At 72.8% G+C, this 24,615-nt stretch carries 20 protein-coding genes; 9 read left to right on the forward strand and 11 right to left on the reverse strand.

Features of this window, described 5'->3' with window-relative positions:
- Position 1 precedes the first annotated feature (1 nt).
- A complete protein-coding gene (locus tag MTF69_RS00905; protein WP_374321912.1) occupies positions 2-1,021 on the reverse strand; it encodes a hemin ABC transporter substrate-binding protein in 1,020 nt (339 codons plus the stop codon).
- A 155-nt stretch (positions 1,022-1,176) separates the two neighbouring features.
- Here MTF69_RS00905 and MTF69_RS00910 point away from each other — a divergent pair, with 155 nt between their 5' ends.
- From MTF69_RS00910 to MTF69_RS00920, 3 genes are all read left to right on the forward strand, one after another.
- On the forward strand, positions 1,177-2,667 hold the full coding sequence (locus MTF69_RS00910; RefSeq protein WP_243329629.1) for an HtaA domain-containing protein: 1,491 nt from the start codon (positions 1,177-1,179) through the stop codon (positions 2,665-2,667).
- A 437-nt stretch (positions 2,668-3,104) separates the two neighbouring features.
- Positions 3,105-4,592 carry an HtaA domain-containing protein gene (locus tag MTF69_RS00915; protein WP_243329631.1) on the forward strand — a complete coding sequence of 496 codons (1,488 nt, stop codon included), beginning with the start codon at positions 3,105-3,107 and terminating at the stop codon, positions 4,590-4,592.
- Positions 4,593-4,611: 19 nt separating this feature from the next.
- Positions 4,612-5,328 (forward strand): PhzF family phenazine biosynthesis protein, encoded by a 717-nt coding sequence (locus tag MTF69_RS00920; RefSeq protein WP_243329633.1) that lies wholly within the window; start codon positions 4,612-4,614, stop codon positions 5,326-5,328.
- A 160-nt stretch (positions 5,329-5,488) separates the two neighbouring features.
- On the opposite strand, the gene MTF69_RS00925 is transcribed toward MTF69_RS00920, so the two are convergent.
- Both MTF69_RS00925 and map read right to left on the reverse strand, forming a co-directional pair.
- A complete protein-coding gene (locus tag MTF69_RS00925) occupies positions 5,489-6,136 on the reverse strand; it encodes a heme oxygenase (biliverdin-producing) (protein ID WP_243329642.1) in 648 nt (215 codons plus the stop codon).
- A 146-nt stretch (positions 6,137-6,282) separates the two neighbouring features.
- Entirely contained in the window at positions 6,283-7,140 is an 858-nt protein-coding gene (gene map / locus MTF69_RS00930) for a type I methionyl aminopeptidase (protein WP_243329644.1), read from the reverse strand.
- 59 nt (positions 7,141-7,199) lie between these two features.
- Here map and MTF69_RS00935 point away from each other — a divergent pair, with 59 nt between their 5' ends.
- On the forward strand, positions 7,200-7,439 hold the full coding sequence (locus MTF69_RS00935; RefSeq protein WP_243329646.1) for a hypothetical protein: 240 nt from the start codon (positions 7,200-7,202) through the stop codon (positions 7,437-7,439).
- 18 nt (positions 7,440-7,457) lie between these two features.
- Here the strand turns inward: MTF69_RS00935 and MTF69_RS00940 are convergent, their stop codons facing one another.
- A complete protein-coding gene (locus tag MTF69_RS00940) occupies positions 7,458-8,063 on the reverse strand; it encodes a hypothetical protein (RefSeq protein WP_243329648.1) in 606 nt (201 codons plus the stop codon).
- A 201-nt stretch (positions 8,064-8,264) separates the two neighbouring features.
- Between MTF69_RS00940 and npdG the strand changes: the two genes are divergently transcribed.
- Together npdG and MTF69_RS00950 are read left to right on the forward strand one after the other, a co-directional pair.
- Positions 8,265-8,978: an NADPH-dependent F420 reductase gene (gene npdG / locus MTF69_RS00945; RefSeq protein WP_243329650.1), complete on the forward strand. Its 714-nt coding sequence runs from the start codon at positions 8,265-8,267 to the stop codon at positions 8,976-8,978.
- Positions 8,979-9,163: 185 nt separating this feature from the next.
- Entirely contained in the window at positions 9,164-9,358 is a 195-nt protein-coding gene (locus tag MTF69_RS00950; RefSeq protein ID WP_243329652.1) for a hypothetical protein, read from the forward strand.
- Here the strand turns inward: MTF69_RS00950 and MTF69_RS00955 are convergent.
- Entirely contained in the window at positions 9,355-10,182 is an 828-nt protein-coding gene (locus tag MTF69_RS00955) for a site-2 protease family protein (RefSeq protein WP_243329655.1), read from the reverse strand. The two genes, MTF69_RS00950 and MTF69_RS00955, sit on opposite strands and share 4 nt — an antisense overlap.
- A gap of 72 nt (positions 10,183-10,254) precedes the next feature.
- Between MTF69_RS00955 and MTF69_RS00960 the strand changes: the two genes are divergently transcribed.
- On the forward strand, positions 10,255-14,211 hold the full coding sequence (locus MTF69_RS00960; protein WP_243330415.1) for a BTAD domain-containing putative transcriptional regulator: 3,957 nt from the start codon (positions 10,255-10,257) through the stop codon (positions 14,209-14,211).
- Between the two features lie 69 nt (positions 14,212-14,280).
- On the opposite strand, the gene MTF69_RS00965 is transcribed toward MTF69_RS00960, so the two are convergent.
- The 3 genes from MTF69_RS00965 to panB form a co-directional block, all read right to left on the reverse strand.
- Positions 14,281-15,132, reverse strand: coding sequence for an ABC transporter permease (locus tag MTF69_RS00965; protein WP_243329658.1), 852 nt, complete (start codon positions 15,130-15,132; stop codon positions 14,281-14,283).
- Entirely contained in the window at positions 15,129-16,160 is a 1,032-nt protein-coding gene (locus MTF69_RS00970; protein ID WP_243329660.1) for an ATP-binding cassette domain-containing protein, read from the reverse strand. The genes MTF69_RS00965 and MTF69_RS00970 overlap by 4 nt, the downstream gene beginning before the upstream one ends.
- Before the next feature lie 131 nt (positions 16,161-16,291).
- Positions 16,292-17,152, reverse strand: coding sequence for a 3-methyl-2-oxobutanoate hydroxymethyltransferase (gene panB / locus MTF69_RS00975; RefSeq protein ID WP_243329661.1), 861 nt, complete (start codon positions 17,150-17,152; stop codon positions 16,292-16,294).
- Between the two features lie 284 nt (positions 17,153-17,436).
- Between panB and MTF69_RS00980 the strand changes: the two genes are divergently transcribed.
- A complete protein-coding gene (locus MTF69_RS00980) occupies positions 17,437-18,465 on the forward strand; it encodes an endonuclease/exonuclease/phosphatase family protein (protein WP_243329662.1) in 1,029 nt (342 codons plus the stop codon).
- A 53-nt stretch (positions 18,466-18,518) separates the two neighbouring features.
- A complete protein-coding gene (locus MTF69_RS00985) occupies positions 18,519-19,427 on the forward strand; it encodes a hypothetical protein (protein ID WP_243329663.1) in 909 nt (302 codons plus the stop codon).
- A gap of 53 nt (positions 19,428-19,480) precedes the next feature.
- Here the strand turns inward: MTF69_RS00985 and MTF69_RS00990 are convergent, their stop codons facing one another.
- The 3 genes from MTF69_RS00990 to MTF69_RS01005 form a co-directional block, all read right to left on the reverse strand.
- Positions 19,481-21,235 (reverse strand): NAD+ synthase, encoded by a 1,755-nt coding sequence (locus MTF69_RS00990; RefSeq protein WP_243330417.1) that lies wholly within the window; start codon positions 21,233-21,235, stop codon positions 19,481-19,483.
- Positions 21,236-21,285: 50 nt separating this feature from the next.
- A complete protein-coding gene (locus tag MTF69_RS42720; protein ID WP_279345217.1) occupies positions 21,286-22,455 on the reverse strand; it encodes a DUF4352 domain-containing protein in 1,170 nt (389 codons plus the stop codon).
- Between the two features lie 62 nt (positions 22,456-22,517).
- A complete protein-coding gene (locus tag MTF69_RS01005; protein ID WP_243329664.1) occupies positions 22,518-24,572 on the reverse strand; it encodes a transposase in 2,055 nt (684 codons plus the stop codon).
- Positions 24,573-24,615: the final 43 nt, after the last annotated feature.

The raw sequence follows: 24,615 nt of genomic DNA on the forward strand, positions 1-24,615 counted from the left end.
GTCAGGAGGCCTTGCCGTAGAGCTGGGTGATGAGGGAGGTCAGGACCTGGTCGGTGCGCGGGCCGTAGTTGAGCAGCACCCCGTCGTCGACGGTGATCACCCGCCGGTCCATGCCGGCCGGGGTCTGGGCCACGCCCGGGATCTTGACCAGCCCGTCGACGCCGCCGACGGACTCCAGGCCCTTGGACATGACGAGGATCGCGTCGGGCGCGGCGGCCGCCAGGGCCTCGCTGGTGATCGGGGTGAAGTCCTTGCCGAGCCCCGACTCCGGGCCCGTGTCCAGCGCGCCGGCCGCCTCCAGCAGGGAACCGGCGCCGGAGTCGGAGCCGCCCATCAGGTACACGGAGGCCGTGCCGCGCAGGTAGAGGAAGGCCACGCGCGGCTTCTTGCCCGAGGCGGGCAGGGCCTTGCGGGCGGCGGCGATGCGGGCGGCGGTGCGCTGGTTCAGCTGCGCGCCGGCCTCCTTGACGCCCAGTGCGGCGGCGACGGCATCGGTCCGCTTCGCCACGTCGTCCAGGGACTTGGCCGGGGCCACCACCAGGAGGGGGATGCCCGCGTCCCGGATCTGCTGGATCGCCTCGGCGGGGCCGGTCGTGGTCTCGGCCAGCACCAGGGTCGGACGCAGCGACAGCACGCTCTCGGCGGAGACGTCGTGGCCCCGCGTCACCACCGGGAGGTCCGCCGCCTGTTCGAAGGTGGCGGTGATGTCCTTGGCGACGACCTTGGGGCCGAGTCCGAGGGTGTACACGATCTCGTTGAGGCCGCCCGTCAGCGGCACCACCCGATCCGCCGAGGTGACGGTCACCCGGGCGCCGTCCGCCGAGGCCACGGTCGCCGGAAGGACGGGTACGGGCGCCGGGGCGAGCGGGTCCACCCGGTCCGGGACGGCCGGGGCGCCCGCTCCGGTGGCGGGGGAGGGGGTGGCCGTACCTCCGCAGGCGCTCACGCCGAGTGCCAGGACCACGGAGGTCAGGGCGACGGCGAAGCGGGACATGCGGGTTGACGCGGCGGGCGTAGGCACGAAGGCACCGTCCTGATCGTCCGACTGGAAGCGGGAGTGGCTGGAGAGGGGTCCCGGTTCACAGTTCAAGTTCCGGGTGCCGGGGGGTTTCCCGCCTGGCCGGATGTAGCTTAGGTTAGCCTAACCTCGTCTGCTAGACCCTGGAGGGGACATTCATGTCCGCAAGACCCGCCCGTGCTTCCGCCGTCGCCCTGCTGGCGACCCTGGCGGCCCTGCTGGGAGCCGTCCTGCTTCCGGCGACCGCCGCCCAGGCGGCGGACCGCACCGTGGAGGGCGGGCGGCTCGACTGGGGCATTAAATCCTCCTTCCAGAGTTACGTCACCGGCCCGGTGGCAAAAGGCGGGTTCAAGCTGAAGGGCGGAGCCGCCACCGCCGGCGGCAGCCTGTTCCGCTTCCACTCCGCGAACGGCTCCTACGACCCGGACAGCGGCGCCCTGCAGGCCTCCTTCAGCGGCGGCGTCACCTTCCAGGGCCACCAGAAGCCGGACGGCACGTACGAGCTGGACATGAGCGTCAGCCGCCCCACCGTCAAGATCAGCGGCGGCAGCGGCACCCTCTACGTGGACGTCTCCAGCAAGGCCAAGGAGGGCGGAGCGGTCACCACCGCCTCCCAGGTCCCCTTCGCCAAGCTGGGCCTGGGCGGGGTGAACATGAAGGGCGGCGGCAGCCCGATCGCCCTCGCCAACATCCCGGCCACCCTCACCGACCAGGGCGCCAAGGCCTTCGCCGGCTACTACGCGGCGGGCGCCCAGCTCGACCCGGTCTCGCTCTCCGTGGACGTCAAGGCCGCGGCTCCCGCGGCCGGACAGTCCGCGTCGCCGGCGCCCTCGCCGAGCACTCCGGCCGCCTCCCAGTCCCCGCAGGCCGCCGGGCAGTTCACCGACGCCGCCGTGGACTGGGGGGTGCGGCGCACCTTCCGCGAGTATGTCTCCGGCTCCATCGGCCAGGGCAAGTGGGAGCTGGCCGAAGGCGCCCAGGACGGCGGCGCGCTGTTCCGCTTCCCGCAGGGCAAGGGCGCGTACGACGGCGCGAAGGGCACCCTTGACGCCGCTTTCGCCGGCTCCGTGCACTTCACCGGGGCTCACCTCGACCTGAAGCTGGCGAAGGTCACCGCCAAGGTGGAGAACGGCAAGGGCGTGCTCTTCGCCGACGTCACCACCGGCACGGACACCAAGCCCGCCGTCCCGCTCGTGGAGTTCGACGCCAAGGGCCTCAAGACCGAGGGCGGCCTCGCCACCCTCACCGAAGCCCCGGCCACCCTGACCGAGGGCGGAGCCCAGGCCTTCAACTCCATGGCCGCGTTTTCTATGTATGCGGCCGGCACCGAGATGGACCCCGTCTCCCTCGCGGTCGCCCTCGACGGAGCCGCGAAGCTCCCGGCCCTCCCGAACCTCGGCTCGACGGCCACCCCCGCAGCCCCGCCGGCCCCGGCTCCGGCCGACGCCGCGAAGGCGGACGAGTCCTCGAACACCGGCCTGTACGCCGCCCTCGCGGTGGCCGTCCTCGTCCTCGCGGGCGGAGCGGCCTTCCTGGTCCTGCGCAACCGCCGCAAGGAAGCCGCCGCGACCCCGGCCGCCGCCGGCTCCGCCGTCCCCTCCGACTCCCCGGACTCCACCGGGCCTGCCGGTGCCGGTCCGCGGGACTGACCCCGCGCCCCGAATCCGCACCACCTGCACCACGCACCACCCGCACCACCCGCACCACCGCACGACCCGCACGACCCGCACGGCCCGTCCGCTCGCGCTGCCCGCACCACCCGCACGGCCCGCACGGCCCGTCCACCTGCACGACCCGCACGGCCCGTCCGCTCGTGCGGCCCGTCCACCTGCACCACCCGCACCACCCGCACGACCCGCACTGCCCGCACCACCCGTGCAGCCCGGACCGCCCGTCGGCCGGCGCGCAACCGCACCACCCGTACGCAGCGCGCCACACGCGCCAGGCCCCGCAGGGCCCCGCACCCCGGGGCCGCGCACGACAGGGCCCCGGACCTCCGGGGCCCGGCTCGGCTCCATCCTGCCCCGGCAGGCGCCCCGTTCCGTTCATTCCGCCTCCTCGACCCCCGTTTCAGGAGAACCCCGACATGGCATCGATCCGCCGTCCCATCGCCCTCGCAGCCGCCGTGGCCACCGCCGCCGCGATAGCCGCCACCGCGTTCGTCCTGCCCGCCACCGCGGCCGGCAACGCACCGGCCGCCCCCGCGGCGCAGGGCGCCCGCGCGGCGATCCCGGTCGTCGGCGGCACCCTCGACTGGGGCGTCCTGGAGAGCTACCGCACCTACGTCACGACCATCGCCCAGGGCGAGATCACCGTCGCGGACGGCGCGAAGAAGACCGCCAAGGGCTTCACCTTCGGCTCCGCCACCGGCAAGTACGACCCGGCCACTCACCTCGTGACCGCCGCCTTCAAGGGCAGCGTCACCTTCAAGTCGGCCGCGCACCGCTTCGAGGTGAAGCTCGCGAACCTGCGCATCGACACCGGCAAGAAGCTGCTGCTCATCGACGTCACCCGGGACGGCGTGCTCACGAAGGACGTCGCCTTCGCGAAGGTCGCCTTCGGTGGGCAGTCGATGGCCAACCTGGGCACCATGCTGACCGCCGACGCCGCCAAGCTCCTGGGCTCGGACACCTACAAGGACAAGCCGGGTGACCCGCTGACGGCCGTACTGGAGTTCCCGCCGCCGCCCTCCCACAGTCCCTCCCCGTCCGCCTCGGCCTCCGCCTCCGCCTCCGCCTCGGCCTCCGCTTCGCCCTCGCAGAGCGCGTCCCCGTCCGCCTCGGTCTCCGCGTCCCCCTCCCCGTCGAAGCCGGCCTCCCCCTCGCCCTCCGCCTCCACCAGCTCCCCGGCCACCGGCGGCCCGCAGCAGATCCTCAGCGGCAAGCTGGCCTGGGGCATCAAGGAGTCCTTCCGCAAGTACGTCCAGAGCGCGGGCGGCACCGTCACCCCCACCGACGGCGCGGTCGCGAACGGCGACAGCTTCGCCTTCGGCGGCGGCAAGGGCACCCTCGACGCCAAGGCGCGGAAGCTGAACGCCACCTTCGCGGGCAACCTGCGCTTCCAGTACGCGGCCCACGGCATCGACATGACCTTCGGCAACGTCCGCATCAACGCCGAGGGCGACAAGGGCACCCTGGTCCTGGACGTCAAGACGGCCGCCGGGGTCAAGGCGAACATCCCCTTCGCCACGCTCGACCTCTCGAAGGCCGACTACAAGACCAAGGACGGCGTACTCGCCCTGAACGCGGTGCGCACCGCGCTCACGGCCGAGGGCTCCGCGGCCTTCGCCAACGACACCACCGGCTCGATGTACCCGGTGGGGACCCGCGCGGACGACGTCAACCTGACCGTCTCCGTGGACAAGGACGCCGTCCTGCCCCCGGCCGGCACCGGCGGCACCGGCACCACGGGCGGCACCGGCGCCACCGGAGGCGGCGGCACCGTCGGAGGCGGCCTCGCCGCCACCGGCGCCGAGATCCCGGCCGGCGCGCTGCTCGGCTCCTCCGCCGCCATCATCGCCGCGGGCGCGGGCGCGGTCTTCGTCGCGCGCAGGCGCCGCACGGCCCAGAACTGACCCGTGCTTCAATTCCCGCGTGAACGATCTCGACGTCCTGAGGGTCTTCTGCGCGGGTGACGGCAGCCACGGCAACCTGCTGGGCGTCGTACGCGACGGCCGGTCCTGCCCCGACGACACGTCGCGGCAGGCACTGGCCGCCGAACTGGGCTACAGCGAGACGGTGTTCGTCGACGATCCCGAGCGCGGGATCGTCGACATCCGCACCCCCGGCACCCGGATGTCCTTCGCGGGGCACCCGCTGGTCGGAGTCGCGTGGCTGCTCGACATCGAGGAGCTCCAGCCCCCGGCGGGAGCCGTGTGGGCGCGCGACGACGGGGAGTTCACCTGGATCACCGCCCGCCCCGAGTGGGTCGAGGGCAAGCGCACCGAGCAGTACGCCGATGCCGCCGCGGTCGAGGCGCTGCCCGGCCCGCCGCCGGGCGAGGGCTGGCTGTACGCCTGGGCCTGGGAGGACGAGGCCGCGGGCCGGATCCGGGCCCGCGGTTTCCCGCGCCGCCCCGACCGGGCGATCGTCGAGGACGAGGCCACCGGCTCGGCGGCGATGCTGCTGACGGCCGAGCTGAACCGCGCCCTGAACATCACCCAGGGCGCCGGCTCCCAGATCCTCACCGCCCCGGGCCCGGACGGCACCGTAGAAATCGGCGGCCGCGTCCGCTTCGCCGAATCCAGCCCCGCCGGCGCCACATCCAGCCTCGCCCGGGGGCACCTCCCAGCGGTAGCTGGGGGAGTTTGAGGCGCGGGGTCCGGGGCGGAGCCCCGTGAGCCCAGGGCGGAGCCCCAGGAGCCTAGGTGGCAGCCGTCCGCGCCGCACGCCGCCGTGCCCCGGGGGCGAAGCCCGGAAGGGGGTGGGCCCGATGGGCCCACCCCCTTCCCCGTTCAGCCCGCCGCAGGCGTCACGCGCTGAGCGGGAACTGCTCGCCCAGCTCGCGGAATACCGCGCCGTTGAAGTCGAAGGCGCGCTTGCACTCGTCGATGATGCGCTGCTTCTCCAGGTCGTCCGCGGCGATCGCGTCCAGCAGCTCGCGGTAGGTCCGCTTGAAGGCGGCCGGGTTGGAGATGTCCGCGAAGACGTAGAAGCGGACGCCGTCGCCCTTGCGCTCGAAGCCCCAGGTCCGCTCCGCCTTGTCGCGGATGATCTGGCCACCGGAGAGGTCGCCCAGGTAGCGGGTGTAGTGGTGGGCCACGTACCCGCCCGGCCAGGACGCGGCGCACTCGGCCACGCGGGCCGCGTAGGCCTCGGTGGCGGGCAGTGCGACCAGGGTCTCGCGCCATTCGGGACCCCGCAGGTGGGCCAGGTCCCGCTCGATCTCGGCGAGGCGCATCAGCTCGGGCTGTATGAACGGCCCGGCGACGGCGTCGTCCCGGAGGGCCTCGGCGGCGTCCTCCAGGGCCTTGTACACGAACCACAGCTGCTCGGTGTAGCGGGTGTAGGCGTCCACACCGAGACGGCCGCCCAGCAGGTCGCTCATGAAGGTCGAGGTCTCCGCCTCGGTGTGCTGCTCGTGCGAGGCGACACGGATGACGGTCGAGAAGGCGTCCAAGGCGGACCTCCGAGGAATCGGAAGAAAAGGGGGAGCAGGCGTGACGGCCGTGCCGCCACACCTGATCCTCCTTCTTAGGCTTACCTAAGTCAATATGTTCCCGACGCCTTGTCGGTAAAAACCTCCGCGAGGCACTTCTCCCCGGATCAGGGCAGCGTGAGGATCTCTGCTCCGGTGTCCGTGACCACCAGTGTGTGCTCGAACTGCGCGGTCCGCTTGCGGTCCTTCGTGACCACCGTCCAGCCGTCCTCCCACATGTCGTACTCGTGGGTGCCCAGGGTCAGCATCGGCTCGATGGTGAAGGTCATCCCGGGCTCGATGACGGTGGTGGCGTGCGGGCTGTCGTAGTGCGGGACGATCAGGCCGGAGTGGAAGGACGAGTTGATCCCGTGACCGGTGAAGTCCCGGACGACGCCGTACCCGAAGCGCTTCGCGTACGACTCGATGACCCGGCCGATGATGTTGATCTGCCGGCCCGGCCTGACGGCCTTGATGGCCCGGTTCAGGGCCTCGCGGGTGCGCTCCACGAGCAGCCGCGACTCCTCGTCCACGTCCCCGCACAGGTACGTGGCGTTGTTGTCGCCGTGCACCCCGCCGATGTACGCGGTCACGTCGAGGTTGACGATGTCGCCGTCCCGCAGGACGGTCGAGTCGGGGATCCCGTGGCAGATGACCTCGTTGAGCGAGGAACACAGGGACTTCGGGAAGCCGCGGTAGCCCAGCGTCGAGGGATAGGCGCCGTGATCGCACATGTACTCGTGGGCGACACGGTCCAGCTCGTCGGTGGTCACCCCCGGCGCGATCAGCATGGCGGCCTCTTCCATCGCCTGGGCGGCGATCCGGCCGGCGATGCGCATGGCCTCGATGGTCTCGGGCGTCTGCACCTCCGGTCCGGTGTACGGAGTGGGCGCGGGCTTGCCCACGTACTCGGGCCGGCGGATGTTTCCGGGAACGGAACGGACGGGAGTGAGCTCGCCTGGTACGAGCAGCGACTGGCCAGACATACGAGCGAGTGTATCGAGCGGGTATGGGGCAGCATGGCGACAGAGAGAGGAGCCTGACGATGGCCCTGTTCAAGAAGCGCCAGGTGGGCAAACCCGGCGAGTGGTACTACTGCCTGGTCCACAAGAAGGTCGAGGAAGGCCCCGAGTGCCCGGCGAAGGACCGTTTCGGCCCCTACGCGACACCCGAAGAGGCGAACCACGCCATGGAGACGGCGCAGGAGCGCAATCTCGAATGGCAGAACGACCCCAAATGGAACGACAAGACCCGCGAGACCGAAGAGGGCACGGGTACCCCGTAGTCACGCCTGCGGCTTCGGCTACCAGCGGCTGGGCGGCGGCGCGGCCAACTGGTCGGCCAGCCGCGCCAGCCGGTCCCGGAACCGCCTCGGCCCGCGCTGCACCGGCAGGCTGTTCTCCCCGGCCGCCGCGCTGACCAGGTGCTGCACGGTGTCCAGGTCCAGCTCGGCGGCCCCGTCCGGTACGGACAGCGCCTCGTGCGCGAGCGTCCCGAGATCCGAGTCCCCGCCGTCCATGGACAGTACGGTCGCCCCCGCGCGCCGGGCGTCGTGCACCCGCTCCAGCAGCCCGTCCCCGGGCCGCTCCGGAGCCACCACCAGCAGGGTGTGACCGCGCCGGGCCGCCTCCAGCCGGCTCAGCCCGACCGACAGGTGCGGGGCGTCGCCGGGCAGCACCCGGTGGCGTACGAGCGTGGGCGCCAGCTCCGGCAGCCCCGACCAGGCGGCCTCGTCGACCAGGTGCGCCGCCAGGTGCCAGGGCTCGTACTGCTCGGTCCCGACCAGCAGCAGGTTCCCGCCGGCCGGCACGACCGACCGCCGCAACGTCCCGGCGAACCGGCGCGCGGCACCGGGCCACTCCGTGCCGGCGAGCACCTCGCGCAGCAGCGCGACTCTCACGGCGTCCATACCGGCATCCTGCCGCATGGAAGGGACAAACGGGAGCTGTTCCCCCATCTCCCGCCCCAGGCACCTCGGGACACCGATGAAACGGTGTCACCTCCCACCTGTTCCTACCTCCTCCTCCCCCTACCTCCTCCTCTTCCTGCTCGGGGATCTCACACCGTCCGCGCATTCGACTCTGACGATCTCGCGGCTACCCTCGCCCCCATGACCTCCACAGACAGCACGCAGCAGCCCGCGAAGGCCCCCGCCAAGGACCCGTGGGACCTTCCCGACGTCTCCGGCCTCGTCGTAGGCGTCCTCGGCGGCACCGGCGACCAGGGGCGGGGCCTCGCCTACCGGCTCGCCCGCGCCGGCCAGAAGGTGATCATCGGCTCCCGTGCCGCCGACCGCGCGCAGACCGCCGCCGACGAGCTCGGCCTCGGGGTGGAGGGCGCGGACAACGCCGAGTGCGCGCGCCGCAGCGACATCGTGATCATCGCGGTGCCGTGGGAGGGCCACGCCAAAACCCTGGAATCGCTGCGCGAGGACCTCGCCGGCAAGCTCGTGGTCGACTGCGTCAACCCGCTCGGCTTCGACAAGCAGGGCGCGTACGCCCTCCAGGTCGAAGAGGGCAGCGCGGCCCAGCAGGCCGCCGCCCTCCTCCCGGACTCCCGGGTCACGGCCGCCTTCCACCACCTCTCGGCGGTGCTCCTCCAGGACGAGTCGATCGACGAGATCGACACCGACGTGATGGTCCTCGGCGAGGTCCGCGCCGACACCGACATCGTCCAGGCCCTCGCCGGCCGGATCCCGGGCATGCGGGGCGTCTTCGCGGGCCGCCTGCGCAATGCCCACCAGGTCGAATCCCTGGTGGCCAACCTCATCTCCACCAACCGCCGCTACAAGGCCCACGCGGGCCTGCGCATCACGGACGTCTGACCCGGCCGGGCCCTGCGGGCCCGCAGGGTGTCCACCCGTCCGGCCTCCTTCGCCGGGGTCGACAGGACGGGTGGCCCCGCGTCCCCTCGGCGGGACGGCGGACATCAGCCGGACGGGAGCACGCCGGGGCATGGGGGACACTGGAGGGGCTTGAACCGCTTCAGTGTCTTCGAGGAGCCCCCACCATGCCCCGCCTTGCCGTGTTCGCCGTCGTTCTCTGCGTCCTCGCCACTGCCGCCGCCGTGGTCTCCTTCGTCGAGGGCAGTCTGCTCGGGATCGTGTGGGTGCTGATGGCGGGCATCACGTCGAACATGGCGTGGTTCTACGTGCGCAAGGCGAAGATCGAGAAGGCCGCGGCAGCGGACCGCACCGCGGGCTAGGGCGCCTGGCAGAAGCCGTTGGTGTCCTGCCAGAACTGGTAGAGGTCGCGGCCGCAGTAGGCCTCCAGCTCCGTGACGCCCAGGGACGACAGCACGCCGTACACCGCGTCGAAGAAGTACGCGTTGATCTCCGGGATCCACAGCAGCGCGAAGACGGCCAGCAGGCCGAACGGTGCCAGCGGCGCCACCTGGCGGCGGACCTTGTGGGAGAGCCAGGGCTCGATGATGCCGTAGCCGTCCAGGCCCGGGACCGGCAGGAAGTTCAGGATCGCCGCCGAGACCTGGAGCAGCGCCAGGAAACCGAGCGCGAAGCGGAACGGGATCGGGACCCCGTCCAGGGCGTTCAGCCAGAACGGGGCCGTGCAGACGGCCGCGAAGGCGACGTTCGTCAGCGGGCCGGCCGCCGAGATGAGGCTGTGCCGCCAGCGGCCCTCGATCCGGTCGCGCTCGATGTACACCGCCCCGCCGGGCAGGCCCAGGCCGCCCATGATCACGAAGAGGACGGGGAGGATGATGCTGAGCAGCGCGTGCGTGTACTTGAGGGGGTTCAGCGTCAGGTAGCCCTTCGCGCCGACGCTGAGGTCGCCGCTGTGCAGGGCGGTGCGGGCGTGCGCGTACTCGTGCAGGCACAGCGAGACGATCCACGCCGCCGTGACGAAGAGGAAGACGGCCAGCCCGGTGCTGGTGGAGTACCCCGTCCACACGGCCCAGCCGGTCACCGCCATCACGGCGAAGATGCCGAGGAACACGGGACTGATCTGCCGGTCGCCGCGGTCGTGAGTGCTGCGGTGGTGGCTACGGTTCGTACTGCCCTGGGGACCCATACGGCGAACCTATCCCGGAGGCGGCGCCCGGGGGAGCTCCGGGCCGGAGACAATGGGCCGGTGCGTTACGCGATGCTCGGCACCACCCAGGCCATCCGCGACGACGGGAGCACCGTACCCGTCGGCGGAGCGCGGCTGCGCGCGCTCCTGACCGCGCTCGCGCTGCGGCCGGGGCGGGCGGTGCCGGTGGCCTCGCTCGTCGACGAGGTGTGGGACGGCGACCCGCCCGCGGACGGCCCCGCGGCGCTCCAGGCGTTGGTGGGGCGGCTGCGCAGGGCGCTGGGGCGCGAGGCGGTGGGGTCCGGGGAAGGCGGCTACTGGCTCGTCGCCGCCCGGGACGACATCGACCTCTACCGCTTCGAGCGGCTCGCGCGGGCGGCGGCGCAGGCCTCCCCGGCGGAGGCGGCCGCCCTGTACGACGAGGCCCTCGCCCTGTGGCGGGGCGAGCCGCTGAGCTCCCTGCCGGGTTCCGGGCCGGAGGCCGCCCGCTGGGAGGCGCTACGGCTCGACGCGCGCCGGGGCCGCCTGCACGCGGCGCTGGCGCTGGGGGAGGCGGAGCGGGTCCTGCCGGAGCTGACCGCGCTGTGCGCGGGGCTGCCGCTGGACGAACTCCTGCAGGCCCTGCGCATCCGGGCGCTGCGCGACGCGGGCCGCCCGGCGGAGGCGCTGGCCGCTTACGACGAAGTCCGCCGGGACCTCGCCACCCGCCTGGGCACCACCCCCGGCCCCGCCCTCCGCGCCCTCCACACGGTCTTGCTGACCGACCCGACGGCGGGCCCCGGGCCGCTTCCCGGGACGCCGGCCGTACAGGGTCACTCCGACCCCGCGGCCGGACCCGGGCCGCTTCCTCCGGCGCCGACGGCCGGGACCGGCCGGACCGACCTGCCCGCCCGGACGGGGCGGGGCGGATCCGCTCCCGACCGGGGGCCCGGCCACCCCGCCGAGGACTCGACAGGCCGGACGGAGCCGGCCGGGTCCGGTGTGCCCGCCGGGACCGGACAGGGCCCCTCGGCCGCCCCGGCCGGACCCGGCGGGCCCGTGCCGGGCCCCGGCCAGGACGGCCGGCCCGGCACCCCGGCCGAGCCGCACCGACCCTCCTCGGCGCCGCCCGGGACCACCGGTCCCGACCGGGCGGGCTCCGGCTCCCCGGCCGCACCGGACGGAGCCGGCTACCCGGCTGGACCTGCGGGATCGGGCTCCGGCTCCGGCTCCCCGGCCGGACCTGCCGGATCCATCTCCGGCCGTACCGCCGGGCCGGGTGGCTCCGGTTCCGGCGGCCCGGACAGTGGGGACCCCTACGCGGGCGGGCCGGACAGCGGGCACGCGTACACGGGCGGGCCGGGCAGCGGCGACCCCCACACGGGCGGGCCGGGCAGCCGGGACCCCCACGGGGCCGCCGCGGTGCCCGGGGCCGGTCAGGTGCCGACCGGACCGGGCGCGGGCAACCTGCGGATGCGGCTGACCACCTTCGTCGGGCGGGAGGAGGACATCCGGGTCATCGGGGACGACCTCGCCCGGTCGCGGCTCGTCACCCTGCTCGGCCCCGGCGGCGCCGGCAAGACCCGGCTGTCGCAGGAGGCCGCCGAGGCACACGCTCGGGCCGGCCGCGGCACGCCGGACGCGCCCCCCGCCCTCGGCACGCTCCCGGGAGGATCCGCCCCCGCCTGGGCCGACGGGGTGTGGTTCGTGGAGCTGGCTCCCGTGGACGACCCGGAGGACGTCGCCGAGGCCGTGCTCGCCGCGCTCGGGGCGCGGGAGACCAAGCTGCGCGGCGGCTCCGCCGAAGAGATGCGGGTCCTGACCGAGCGCGGCGGCGACCACCCCCTCGACCGCCTCGCAGAGCATTGCGGGCGGCGCCGGATGCTGCTGATCCTCGACAACTGCGAGCACGTCGTCGACGCCGCCGCCCGCCTCGCCGAAGAAGTGCTCGCACGCTGCCCCGGCGTACAGATCCTGGCCACCAGCCGTGAACCCCTCGGCGTGCCCGGCGAGACGCTGCGCCCGGTGGAGCCGCTGCCCGACCCCGTCGCGCTCCGGCTGCTCGGCGACCGCGGGGCCGCCGCCCGGGCGGGGTTCACCGTGGACGAGGACCCGGACGCCGCCGCGGAGATCTGCCGCCGGCTCGACGGGATGCCGCTCGCCATCGAGCTGGCCGCCGCCCGGCTGCGGCTGCTCACCCCCCGTCAGATCGCCGACCGGCTGGACGACCGGTTCAGGCTGCTGACCGGCGGCTCGCGCACCCACCTGCCCCGCCAGCAGACCCTGCGCGCGGTGGTCGACTGGTCCTGGGACCTCCTCGACGAGCCCGAACGGGCCGTCCTGCGACGGCTGTCCGTCTTCGCCGGCGGCTGCGACCTCGACGCCGCCGAGGCCGTCTGCGCGGACGGGGGATACCTCGACGGCGGGGACGTCGCCGACCTGCTCGGATCCCTCGTGGACAAGTCCCTCGTCGTCGCCGCCCCCGACGGCCCCGCCGGCATGCGCTTCCGCCTCCTGGAGACCGTCGCCGAGTACGCGGCCGACCGCCTCGCCGAGGCCGGCGAGGACCGGGCGGAGACCGAGCACCGCCACCTCACCCACTACCGCGAACTCGCCCGCACCACCGAGCCGCTGCTGCGCGGCCACGGCCAGCGTGCCGCCGCGGACCGGCTGGCCACCGAGTACGAGAACCTGCGCACCGCCCTGCGCCGCGCCGTCGCCGCCAAGGACGTGGGCGAGGTGCTCTGCCTCGTGCACTCCCTCGGCTGGTACTGGCACATGCACGATCTGCGCGCCGAGACCCGCCACTGGGCGGGTGCCGCCGCAGCCCTCGGCCCGGACCCCTTCGCCGCGCCCGTCGTCCCCGCCGAGCCCGTGTACGAGCAGATCGTCGACACGCCCCCGCCCTACGAGGGCGAGCTGCTCACCGAGGCCTGGCGCGGCATCCAGCTGCTGTGTCTGGTCGCCCGCGACCAGATCAGCGCCACCTGGTCCACCCCGGAGGTCCGCGCCCAGGCCGAGGGCGTGGTCGCCGCCTACCGCCCGGGGCTGCCACAGACCTGCCGGGCCCCTTCCTTCCTGTGGATCTACGCCGTCATGATCTCCGGGGACGCCGAACTGCTCCACCGCGCCACCGAGGAGACCGTCGAGACGGCCCGCGCGCTCGGCTACCGCTGGGAGCTGGCCTCCGCCCTCCAGCTCCGGGCCAACGTCCTCGCCAACCGCGCCGACGGGGCCGGCAGCGCGTCGCGCGACGCCGAGGAGAGCCTCGCCCTCTACGCGTCCCTCGGCGACGACTGGGGCTGCGCCGAAGCCCTCTCCGCCCGCGCCGAGGCCCGGGAGAAGCGCGGGGAGTACGTCCTGGCCGCCCAGGACTACCGCGCCGCGATCGAGTACGCCCGGCGGCTCGGGGCCAAGGCCCAGGTCACGGTGTTGCAGGTGCGGATGGCCGGGACCCTCGCCGAGGACGGTCTCCTGGAGGAGGCCGAGGAGATCCTCACCGGCCTGCTCGCCGGCGCCATCCACCAGTTCGGCAACGAGGCCGTGCCCGCGGCCCAGATGTTCCTCGCCTGCATCTACGGCCGCACCGGCCGCCTCTCCGAGGCGCGCGCCCAGCTCCAGTCCCTGCGCGAGGAGTTCGCCGTCGGCGCGTTCGCCATGTTCGACGGCTTCCTGCTCGGCCTGCTGGCCTGGATCGACAACGAGGAGGGCCGGTACGAGGACGCCGTCGCCCGGCTCCGCCAGGCGATGGAAGCCGTCCGGGACCCGCTCTCCATGATGCTCGCCCCCCACCTCCCGGCCGCGTACCTGATCACCGGAGCCCGCTCCCTCGCGCAACTCGGCGGCCAGGTCCGGGCGTACGACGCCGCGCGGCTCATCGGCGCCTACCACGCGCTGCTGCCGCCCGCCCACTTCCCGGTCACCCTCGAGCGCGCGGACGCCGAACTGGCCGAGCGCCTGGCCCGGGCCGCGCTCGGCGACGCCGCGTACGAGGCGGCGTACGCCGAAGGCGGCGGCCTCACCCTGGAGGAGGCCACCGCCCTCGTCTGACCCGGTGGTCGCCCGCATCGACGACGTGGGTCCGCCCGGGACGCGATCCGGAACGGACCGGTCCGCGGATCAGGTCTTCTGGCGGAACTTCCGCACGGCGAGCGGCATCGTCACCAGCGTGATGCCGACCGACCAGGCCAGCGTGATCCACACGGAGTTGCCGAGCGGGGTCCCGTTGATCAGGGACCGGGCCGCGTCGGCCAGGTTGGACAGCGGGTTGACGTCGGTGAAGCTCTGCAGCCAGCCGGGCATCGTCGTCGGCGGGGCGAAGATCGAGCTGCCGAACTGCAGCGGCATCAGGACCAGCATCGCCACGCCCTGGACGGCCTGGGGGGTCTTCATGGTGAGACCCAGCAGGATGAAGATCCACATCAGCGAGGCGCCGAAGACCGCCGACAGCCCGATGGCGAGGAACAGGTCGAGCACCGAGGACTCGATGGACAGGCCGAGCAGGAAGCCCATGCCGAGCAGGATCGCGATGGCCACCATCATCCGGCCGAGCTCGACCACGATCTTGGCGATGAGCACCGAGGAACGGGCGATCGGCATGGACCGGAAGCGGTCCATCACGCCCTTCTTGAAGTCGTCGTTGACTCCGGTTCCCACACCCATGGCGATGTTCATGCCCATCATCGCCATCAGGCCCGGTACCACGTAGTTGACGTAGTCGCCCTGGTTGCCCTTGCCGGAGATCGCGCCGCCGAAGACGAAGACGAACAGCAGCGTGAAGATGATCGGCATGAACAGGACGTCGAACATCGACTCCGGGTCCTGCTTGATCTGCAGGATGTTGCGCCGGGCCAGGGCGCCGATGTGGCGCAGGTTGCCCCGCAGGCCGATCCGGCCCTCGTCCGGGGGGACGGGCCCGGCGGCCGGGGCGGCCGCGGTGGGGCTGGGCTTCGTCGTGGTTACGGTGCTCATGCCGCGACCTCCTCGGTCTGCTGGTGGGGGATGGAGTCCTCGGCGGTGGGCTTCTGCCCGGTGATGGACAGGAACACCTCGTCCAGGCTGGGCAGGTAGGTGCTGATGTCGGAGATCCCGTACCCGCGGGCCGCCAGCAGGCCCACCACCGCGGTCAGCTGCTCGTCGGCCAGGATCGGCACCAGCAGGGCACCCTCGTCCGGGACGGCCTGGGAACCGGCCACCCCGTCCAGACCGGCCTCCGCCAGCGAGCGGGCCATGCCCGGCAGGTCGGACGGGTCGGTGGGGCGGATCCGCAGGGTCCGGCCGCCGACGCGGGCCTTCAGCTCGTCGACCTTGCCCTTGGCGATGACCTTGCCCTTGTCGATGACCGTCAGCTCGTTGGCGAGCTGCTCGGCCTCCTCCATGTACTGGGTGGTGAGCAGGACGGTGGCCCCCTCTGCGACCATCCGCTGCACCTCGTCCCACACCTCGTTGCGGGTACGGGGGTCCAGACCGGTGGTCGGCTCGTCCAGGTACAGCACGGCCGGGCTGCCGATCATCGAGGCGGCCAGGTCGAGTCGGCGCCGCATGCCGCCGGAGTAGGTCATCACGGCCTTCTTGGCGGCGTCCGTGAGGGAGAACCGCTCCAGCAGCTCGTCGGCGCGGCTGCGGGAGTCCTTGCGGGACAGGTCCAGCAGCCGGCCGATCATGTAGAGGTTCTCCCAGCCGGAGAGCTTCTCGTCGACCGAGGCGTACTGGCCGGTCAGGCCTATGGTCCGGCGCAGCTGCCGCGGCTGGCGGACCACGTCGAAGCCGGCGACCCGGGCGGTGCCGGCGTCGGGGGTGATCAGGGTGGAGAGGATGCGGACCAGGGTGGTCTTGCCCGCGCCGTTGGGGCCGAGGACCCCGAGGACGGTTCCCTCGCGGACATCGAGGTCCACACCATCGAGGGCTTTGGTCTCGCCGTAGTGCTTGACCAGCCCCCGGACCTCTACGGCGTGCGAGCCGTTCAGGGGATTCTTGTCGTTTCGCGTCATGTCCACCATGGGAACAGACGGCACTGACAACCCACCGACAAGCCACCGACAGCCCGCCCGCGGAGCACCGACAGCCCGCCCGCGGAGCACCGACAGGACATCGGCGCGATCCGCGGGCAGGCCGTCGGCCGGCCATCCGCTTAGTGGAAGGCGTGCTCTTCCTGCGGGAACGTTCCGCCGACCACGTCCTCGGCGAAGGCCTTCGCCGCGTCGCCCATGGTCGCGCGGAGGTTCGCGTACTGCTTGACGAACTTCGGCATCTTCCCGCCGGTCAGCCCCATCATGTCCGTCCACACCAGCACCTGCGCGTCGCACTCCGCGCCCGCGCCGATGCCGACCGTCGGAATGTGCAGGGACCGGGTGACCTCGGCGGCCAGCTCGGCCGGGACCAGCTCCAGCACCACCGCGAAGGCGCCCGCGTCCTGCGCCGCCTTCGCGTCGCGCAGCAGCTGGTGGGCGGCCTCGTCGCCGCGGCCCTGCACCCGGTAGCCCATGGCGTTCACGGACTGCGGGGTCAGGCCCAGGTGGGACATGACCGGAATGCCCGACTGCACGATCAGCTCGGTCTGGCGCAGCGAGCGCTCGCCGCCCTCCAGCTTCACCGCTCCGACCCCGGCCTCCTTGACGAGCCGGGTGGCGCTGCGCAGCGCCTGTACGGGGCCCTCCTGGTAGGAGCCGAAGGGGAGGTCCCCGATGATCAGGGCCCGGCTGGTGCCGCGCACGACGGCTGCCGACAGCAGGGTCATCTCGTCCATCGTCACCGGGACGGTGGTCTCGTAGCCGAGGTGGCAGTTGCCCATCGAGTCGCCGACGAGCATGACCGGGATGCCGGCCTCGTCGAACACGGACGCCGTCATGGCGTCGTAGGCGGTGAGCATGGGCCACTTCTCGCCGCGTTCCTTGGCGAGGGTGAGGTCGCGGACGGTGATGCGCCGGGTGCCCGAGCCTCCGTACAGGGTGGGGGAGGAGGCTTCGCGGGCAGGCGAAACGGCATGCGTCATTGCAACTGCTCCTTGATGTTCATCTCGAGGCGCCCTTACGGCGTCCCCGGACTCACCACCATGGTGGCACTCTCCGGGCCGCGGCGGGAAGTGGCACGAGGTCCGGTTCGTCACGGCGGCCGCGCCACGGGCAATGTGCGCGTTTGGTGACAAGCGGAACCCCGGCCGCTCGGTAGTTCGTCCTCCCGGACGTACGGCCGAGACAATCGGCACGGAACGCTCCGTGCATCGCCTAGGGTCAAGAGGCGGGGACGGAGCGCGAGCACGGCAGTGAGGGCAGTGGCATGGCACAGGCGTACATGACGGAGACGGGGAGCGACGGTTCGGAGCCCGAGCCCTCCCGGGCGGGTCTCCGGCGCCGGCTGGCCGAGCTGCGCCGGGATCCGGGCATCTGGCGCCGGGGGATCGTGCTCGCCGCGCTCGCCGTGCTGATCTCGCTCGTCATGATCTTCCACGCCGAGCTGCCCAACGACATCGGCAACCTCGGCAGCCTCACCGAGACCTTCCTGCCCTGGCTGGGCCTGGCCGTCCCGGTGCTGTTCGCCGCCGCGCTCTTCCGCAGGTCCGCGACCGCGCTGATCGCGATACTGCTGACCGCCGCGGTCTGGGTGAACCTCTTCGGCGGCCTGGTCACCGACAAGGCGCAGGCCGGCGGCAACCTCACGGTCGCCACCCACAACGTCGACGCCGACAACGCCGACCCCGCCGGCACCGCCGCCTCGGTCGCCGGGGCCGGGGCCGACGTCCTGGCCCTGACCGAGCTCAAGGGCAGCGCCGTCCCCGTCTACGAGAAGGCCCTCGCGGGTACGTACAAGTACCACTCCGTCGAAGGCACCGTCGGGCTCTGGAGCAAGTACCCGGTGGTCTCCAGCAGGCCCGTCGACATCAAGATGGGCTGGACCCGGGCCATGCGCGCCACCGTCAAGACCCCCCACGGAGAGGTAGCCGCCTTCGTGGCCCACCTCCCCTCGGTCCGCGTCAAGCTCAACGCCGGCTTCACCGCCAACCAGCGCGACAACAGCGCCGACGCCCTCGGCGCCGCGCTCGCCTCCGAACCGTTGCATCGGGTCATCCTGCTCGGCGACCTCAACGGAACCGTCAACGACCGGGCCCTGTCCGAGGTCACCTCGCAGCTGCGTTCCACCCAGGGCGCGTCCGGCGACGGCTTCGGCTTCAGCTGGCCCGCGCAGTTCCCGATGGCCCGCATCGACCAGATCCTGGTCCGCGGGGTCACCCCCGAGGCCTCCTGGACCCTGCCCCGCACGGGCAGCGACCACCTGCCCATCGCGGCCCGGGTCACCGTCAAGCCGTAAGGCAGCCCCTGCGATACTCTCCTGACGTTTTTTGAATCGGGGGCGGGATCGTAGTGCTGACCTGGGTGTTCCGTTCGTTCACCGTGCTCGCCTGGCTGGCCTTCACGGCGGCCGGGGTCTGGGCGCTCGGGCTGCACCGAGGTGCGCTGCCGCCGTACACGGGCGTGCTCGTGCTCGGCTGGACCGGCGTGGCCGCCCTCTGGGGGCGGGCGCTGACGTTGCCGGCGTTGCGGCGCGGGACGGGCCGGGCGGCCGAGGAGCCGGCGCCGGCCGAGTCCGCGGGCGCGGCCGCGGTGTGGATGCGCCATTCGGCAGCGCTGCTCGCGCTGATCGTGGCGACGGCGGCGCTCACGGTGATCGGTACGGCGAGCGGCGACGGCACGGTCCGCGCCGTGAAAGAGGCGGGCCCGGTGGTCACCAGCGGGACCGTGGTCGAGGTCGCGCAGGTGCGTGCCCGCTACGAACGCAAGAAGCCGAAGGGATACCGCTCGACGCTGCTCCTGCGGACCCCGGACGGGACCAGGATCACCGCCCGTGACGTCGAGACCCTCGCGGAACCGCACACAGGGAAGACGTACGAGGTGCTCTGGGCGCCGTCGGCACCGGAACTCGGCGGGTTCGCGGACCCCCGGTTCGGCGTGTCGAAGTACCTGGACGACCGCTGGGGGTGGACGGTCACCTCGTGGGCGTGGCTGGGCGCGGCCGCCCTGTTCATCCTGTGCATCATGCTGCCGCTCATGTCCATGGCGGGCACGTCCGTGCTGCACCGGCTGGCGCGTCAGCCCCTGCCCCAGTTCGTACAGGCGGCGGTGGTGACGGTGCTCTTCTTGGGCCTGCAACGGGTGCTGACCGGCGCCGTCGACCGGAACCTGGCGTCCTCGCCGATCGGGGGGCTGGCGTTGCTGGTGACGGCCGGGGCCCTGATGGTGGTCGCCCGACTCCGGAGTCCCGCCGACCAGTAGGCCGACAGCGTGACGTGGTGCCGGGGGCCCGGCACCACGTCACCGCGCGGGCGTTACGCCTGCTCGCGCCAGCCGTTCGTGATGGGCAGCCGGCGGTCCTTGCCGAAGCCCTTCGCGGAGATCTTCGTGCCCGGCGGGTACTGACGGCGCTTGTACTCGGCGGTGTCCACCATGCGCAGGGTCTTCGCGACGAGCTCGCGGTCGTAACCGGCCGCGACGACCGCCTCCAGGCCCTGGTCGCGGTCCACGTACAGCTCCAGGATCCCGTCGAGCACGGGGTAGTCCGGCAGCGAGTCCGTGTCCACCTGCCCCGGGCGCAGCTCGGCGCTCGGCGGCTTGACGATGGAGTTCTCCGGGATCGGCGGGGCCTCGCCGCGCTCGGCCGCCGCCCGGTTGCGGTACTCGGCGAGGCGGAAGACGTCCGTCTTGTAGACGTCCTTGATCGGGCCGTAGGCGCCCACGGAGTCCCCGTACAGGGTGGAGTAGCCGACGGCCAGCTCCGACTTGTTGCCCGGGGCCAGCACGATGTGGCCCTCCTGGTTGGAGAGCGCCATCAGCAGGGTGCCGCGCAGCCGGGACTGGAGGTTCTCCTCGGCGAGTCCGGTCAGGCCCAGCGCACCCATGTACGCGTCGAACATCGGCTCGATCGACACGGTCCGGAAGTTCAGGCCGGTCCGCGCCGCCAGCTCGGCCGCGTCGCCCCGGGAGTGCTCCGAGGAGTACTTGGAGGGCATCGAGACGCCGTGCACGTTCTGCGCGCCGATCGCGTCGCACGCGATGGCGGCGACGAGCGCGGAGTCGATGCCGCCGGAGAGGCCGACCAGGACCGAGCGGAAGCCGTTCTTCCGTACGTACGCGCGCAGACCCACGACCAGCGCGTCGTAGATCTCCTCGTCGTCGTCCAGCCGGTCGGCGTAGCCGCCCGTCACGACCGGTTCGTACGGCTCCACCGGCTCCTCGGTGAGGATCACGCGGTCGATGCGCAGACCGTCGTCGACGGTGCCCCCGACGGGGGTGGCCGAGGCGGCCGGCAGCTCCAGGTCGACCAGGACACAGCCCTCGGAGAACTGCGGGGCGCGGGCGATGACCTCGCCCGCGGAGTCGACGACGATCGAGTCCCCGTCGAAGACCAGCTCGTCCTGGCCGCCGATCATCGCCAGGTAGGCGAGGGTGCAGCCGGCTTCCTGGGCGCGTTTGCGCACCAGCTCCAGGCGGAGGTCGTCCTTGTTGCGCTCGTACGGGGAGGCGTTGATGGAGATCAGCAGCCCGGCCCCGGCGGAGCGGGTGGCGGGGACGCGCCCGCCCTCCTGCCAGAGGTCCTCGCAGATGGCCAGGGCCACGTCCACGCCCCGCACCCGGATCACCGGCTGGGTGTCGCCCGGCACGAAGTACCGGAACTCGTCGAAGACTCCGTAGTTGGGGAGGTGGTGCTTGCCGAAGCGCAGGACGACCTGCCCGCCGTACAGCACGGCGGCCGCGTTCTCCGGGGAGCCCGCCGGGCGGCCGAGCCGGGGCGCGGCCTTCTCCGTACGGTCGAGGTAGCCGACGACGACCGGGAGGTCCCCGAAGCCCTCGTCCGCCAGGCGCCGCGCGAGGGCCTGCAGCGCCCGGCGGGACGCTTCGACGAAGGAGCCGCGCAGGGCGAGGTCCTCGACGGGGTACCCGGTCAGCACCATTTCCGGAAACGCCACCAGGTGGGCGCCCTGTTCGGCGGAGTGCCGGGTCCAGTGGACGACCGAGTCGGCGTTGGCGGCGATGTTGCCGACCTGCGAGTCGATCTGATTCAGAGCGAGGCGTAGTTGAGGCACGCGGCCCAGTCTAATCGTCTTTCTGACGCGATGTCCTGGGAGTCGCCGGTTCAGCCGATCGGGCCGCTCCAGATCGCGTCGTCGTACTCGGTGCCGGGCGAGATCTCGAAATGCAGGCTCTTGGTGCCCTCGGGGACGACGAAGGCGAAGGTGCCCGTCATCGACTCGCCGGCCATGACCGAGCCGTTGAACATCTTCGGCACGGAGCCGTCGAAGGCCATCTCGGCCTCGGTGCCCTGGTCGTCGCGGGCGTGCGGCAGGGCCAGGCTGACGTCGAGCGCCGTCTCCGTCTTGTTGACGATCTTCACCGTCACCTTGACCGCGTTGCCGTTGCGGGCTTCGGGCGGGTAGGCCGTCGAGGACGGCTCGTACGGGACCGCGCGCTGCACGGTGACCTGGACGCCGTCCTCGTAGGTGTAGGGCTTGCCCCAGGCCAGGGCCGAGGTGATGCCCGGGATGTCGGAGGGCGAGGGCTTGGGCGTCGGGCTCGCCGGGGTGCGGGGGGAGCTGGGCTCGTCGTCGTAGTAGTACTCGCCGTAGACGCGGTCCTCGGAGGCCTTCTTGTCGAGCTTGTCGATGACGGTCGTGGTGATGAACCAGCCGCCGACCGAGGCGCCGAGGCCGAGGAGGCTCAGGGCGGTGCCGACCGCGGCCATGGTGCGGCGCGGGGCGCCGCGGCGGGCCTTGAGGATCGCCGCGATGCCGATGCCGACGCCGGTCACCGCGAGCAGGGCGCCGGCCCAGAAGAAGAAGGGGATGAGGCCGACGAAGATGCCGAACAGCCCGAGGAGCAGGGCGGCGACGGCCAGGCCGTTCGCGGCGGCCGGGGGCGGCGGGAAGCCGGGCCCCTGCGGGCCGCCGGGGTAACCGCCGGCGTATCCGCCGGGGGGCGTGGCCCAGGGGTTGGCGGGTGCGGGGGCGCCAGGGGCGCCGTACGGGGCTCCCCACGCGGGCGCCGGGGGAGCGGTGGCGGCCACCGGGGCGGGGGTGACCGGAGCGAAGGAACCGGCGGGGGCGGGGGCCGCGGCAGCGGGCTGCGGCGCGGAGGCCGCCTCCGGGGCCGCGGCCGGTACGCCTGCTCCGACGCCCGCCGGTGCCGCGTCTGAGGGCTGCGCCGGAACCATGGGCGCCGGTATGGGAGCCGCCTCGGGTACGGGGGTCCCCGCGGGCTCCGTCGGCGGGCCGGACGGGGTGCTGGGCGGGTTCGGCGGGGTGCTCATACCGGCGGATAGTCCTTCAGGTCGCAATCGGCGCGTGACGATCACCAGCGTCTCAGATGAGCTTAGGTTTTCCTGGGTGGGGTTGGTTGTTCTGCCCCTTGGGAAAAGTGTCTCGGGTCTCGCCGTGCCCGTTGTCGGGTGGGGGTGGCGTGGGTGTGCAGGTGGAAGCCTGCGCCGAGTCTGGCCCCGGTCGGCTGGTGCCGGTTGGGGGTGCTCATCGTGTGCGGTGCCTGTCGCCCACCTCGCCGCTGGGTGCGGTGGGTGGGTGACTGGGGCTGCCGCCCCGCCGGACGCTTTCCACCCGGGCCAGTTGATGCTGGTGCTCCGGGTGGGGCGGGGACCCTGCGTCGCTGCCTGGGCACAGGGCGGTCTCTCGTCGGGCCCGACTTCGTCCGGTCCACAGCGGATCGCTGCGGACCGGGCTCTGGCGAGTCCGGGTGGGTGGGTTTGGTGTGCTGGACGGGTTGGTCCAGCTCCTGAACCGTGCGGCGGATCACATACGTGCCACTCGCGGGGTCCAGGACGGTCAGGTGTTGGTCTTGCAGTCCGCGTGCGCCGATGCGCTGCCAGGCGGCGGTGTCCCGGTCCGCGCTGTATCCACACCGTGCATTGGGGCAGGTGGCCCATTTCCAGCCCGGTCGGGTGCTGTCGGGGGCGGCGTGGTGACGGAAAGCGGTCAGGCAGCGGGGACAGAATCTGGAGGTGCCGCGCGCGGGGACGATGACCACGGCGATCCCGTGCCGGGCCGCCTGATGGAGCACGTCCGCCACGATCTGCCCACGTACCGAGCTGGAGAGGCGGGTGTTGAGGGTGCGGCCCTTGCCGCGGGCCTCCATGTCCCGCAGGTCCTCCAGATAGATCACCGACGCCCGTGCGGCACGGGCGTGATCCACCATGAACCGGGCGGCCGCCTTGGCGATCTCCGCGTTCAGGCGCCGGCGCCGCTTACTGACCCGTGAGTGTTCGGTGCGCAGCACGTCGAGTTTTGCGGCCGTTGCGGGGTCGGGGCACCGGCCGGGGGCGCGCCAGCCGTCCATGAGGCGTTGCAGGTGGGCGGCTTTTGTCCACAGGTGTTCGGCGTGGATGCGGAGCCGGTCGGCTTTGGCCAGTACCCCGTTGACGCGGAGGAAGACGGGCTGTCCGTCCGTGACGACGGCCGGTTGGATGCCGCCGGTCACGGTGAGGGTGCCGCCGGTGAGGAGAGTGTTGAGCCCGTAGTCGAAGGCCACCGCCCGACCATGTCCGTCACGGCGGGTCTTGGGGACGGCGGTGGTGTGGGCGACATCCAGGCGCAGCCGTCCGCCGTGCGGGCGCAGGGTGGGGGCGTGCAGGGCGGCGGCGCTGTCGATGGTGGGTGGCAGGCGGAAACGGATCCGTACCGGATGCCAGTCGGCACGGGTGCGCGGGTCGTGGCGTACCGGGAGCCGCACGGTCAACACCGCATGGTGCGCCGGGTCGTCCTCGCACCGGGTCAGGGTGGCGAGCTGTTTGTCGGCGGCGGCCAGCACCACCTGCCGGCCGCCGCCCGGCGCCGCCTCCAGCTCACACAGACCGGCGGGCAGACGCCGGTGTACCGCAAGGAATCGCAGGACCTGACGGGTGCGGGAACGGAAGACGGACGCGGGCACCACAGTCCCCTGCGGACAGGCCGCCCACAACGCCGCCCACTCCTCCACGGTGCGTTGCATCGGATCCCCGCCGGCCGGCCAGGTGGTCAGGACCGCGTCCACCAGCCCGGCCCGCCATTCAGCCGACCGCAGGACCCGCCCGGCCTGCTCCTCAGCGACCCTGCGGACCCGGTCGGGCACATACAGCGCTGCCGGAACGACAGCCGTCCAGCCCAGCGTCCGCATCGCCATCCACGCGTTCGACGGCAACCGCTCACCCGACCGGGCAACACCCGAAGCGAGCAAAGCCAGCTCGGCCCGAGACCAGTGCCCGCCGATCACCCCGGCGGCCATTGACTCCACCAGCGTCGTCAGCCAGCCCACCCGCTCACCGAGTGCGGCAGTGTTCAGGACCTCACCGCTGACGGTGTCCAGACCCCGGAACGCGGTGGCGGACACGCACGCCACCCGCCCGGCCTCCCCCTCACCCAGCGCGATCTTCCGGCGCACCCCCACACCCCCGCCCCCATGGCGATCTACAGTCCGATCATCG

Origin of the sequence: Streptomyces sp. AP-93, from assembly GCF_022808175.1 — a bacterium.
GTDB lineage: Bacteria > Actinomycetota > Actinomycetes > Streptomycetales > Streptomycetaceae > Streptomyces.

Excerpts from the sequence above, each read along its gene's own strand:
- MTF69_RS00910 (WP_243329629.1), top strand. The coding sequence starts at position 1,177 with ATGTCCGCAAGACCCGCCCGTGCTTCCGCCGTCGCCCTGCTGGCGACC.
- MTF69_RS00915 (WP_243329631.1), top strand. The coding sequence starts at position 3,105 with ATGGCATCGATCCGCCGTCCCATCGCCCTCGCAGCCGCCGTGGCCACC.
- map (WP_243329644.1), bottom strand. The coding sequence starts at position 7,140 with ATGTCTGGCCAGTCGCTGCTCGTACCAGGCGAGCTCACTCCCGTCCGT.
- MTF69_RS00935 (WP_243329646.1), top strand. The coding sequence starts at position 7,200 with ATGGCCCTGTTCAAGAAGCGCCAGGTGGGCAAACCCGGCGAGTGGTAC.
- MTF69_RS00940 (WP_243329648.1), bottom strand. The coding sequence starts at position 8,063 with ATGGACGCCGTGAGAGTCGCGCTGCTGCGCGAGGTGCTCGCCGGCACG.
- npdG (WP_243329650.1), top strand. The coding sequence starts at position 8,265 with ATGACCTCCACAGACAGCACGCAGCAGCCCGCGAAGGCCCCCGCCAAG.
- MTF69_RS00950 (WP_243329652.1), top strand. The coding sequence starts at position 9,164 with ATGCCCCGCCTTGCCGTGTTCGCCGTCGTTCTCTGCGTCCTCGCCACT.
- MTF69_RS00955 (WP_243329655.1), bottom strand. The coding sequence starts at position 10,182 with ATGGGTCCCCAGGGCAGTACGAACCGTAGCCACCACCGCAGCACTCAC.
- MTF69_RS00960 (WP_243330415.1), top strand. The coding sequence starts at position 10,255 with ATGCTCGGCACCACCCAGGCCATCCGCGACGACGGGAGCACCGTACCC.
- MTF69_RS00965 (WP_243329658.1), bottom strand. The coding sequence starts at position 15,132 with ATGAGCACCGTAACCACGACGAAGCCCAGCCCCACCGCGGCCGCCCCG.
- MTF69_RS00970 (WP_243329660.1), bottom strand. The coding sequence starts at position 16,160 with ATGGTGGACATGACGCGAAACGACAAGAATCCCCTGAACGGCTCGCAC.
- panB (WP_243329661.1), bottom strand. The coding sequence starts at position 17,152 with ATGACGCATGCCGTTTCGCCTGCCCGCGAAGCCTCCTCCCCCACCCTG.
- MTF69_RS00980 (WP_243329662.1), top strand. The coding sequence starts at position 17,437 with ATGGCACAGGCGTACATGACGGAGACGGGGAGCGACGGTTCGGAGCCC.
- MTF69_RS42720 (WP_279345217.1), bottom strand. The coding sequence starts at position 22,455 with ATGAGCACCCCGCCGAACCCGCCCAGCACCCCGTCCGGCCCGCCGACG.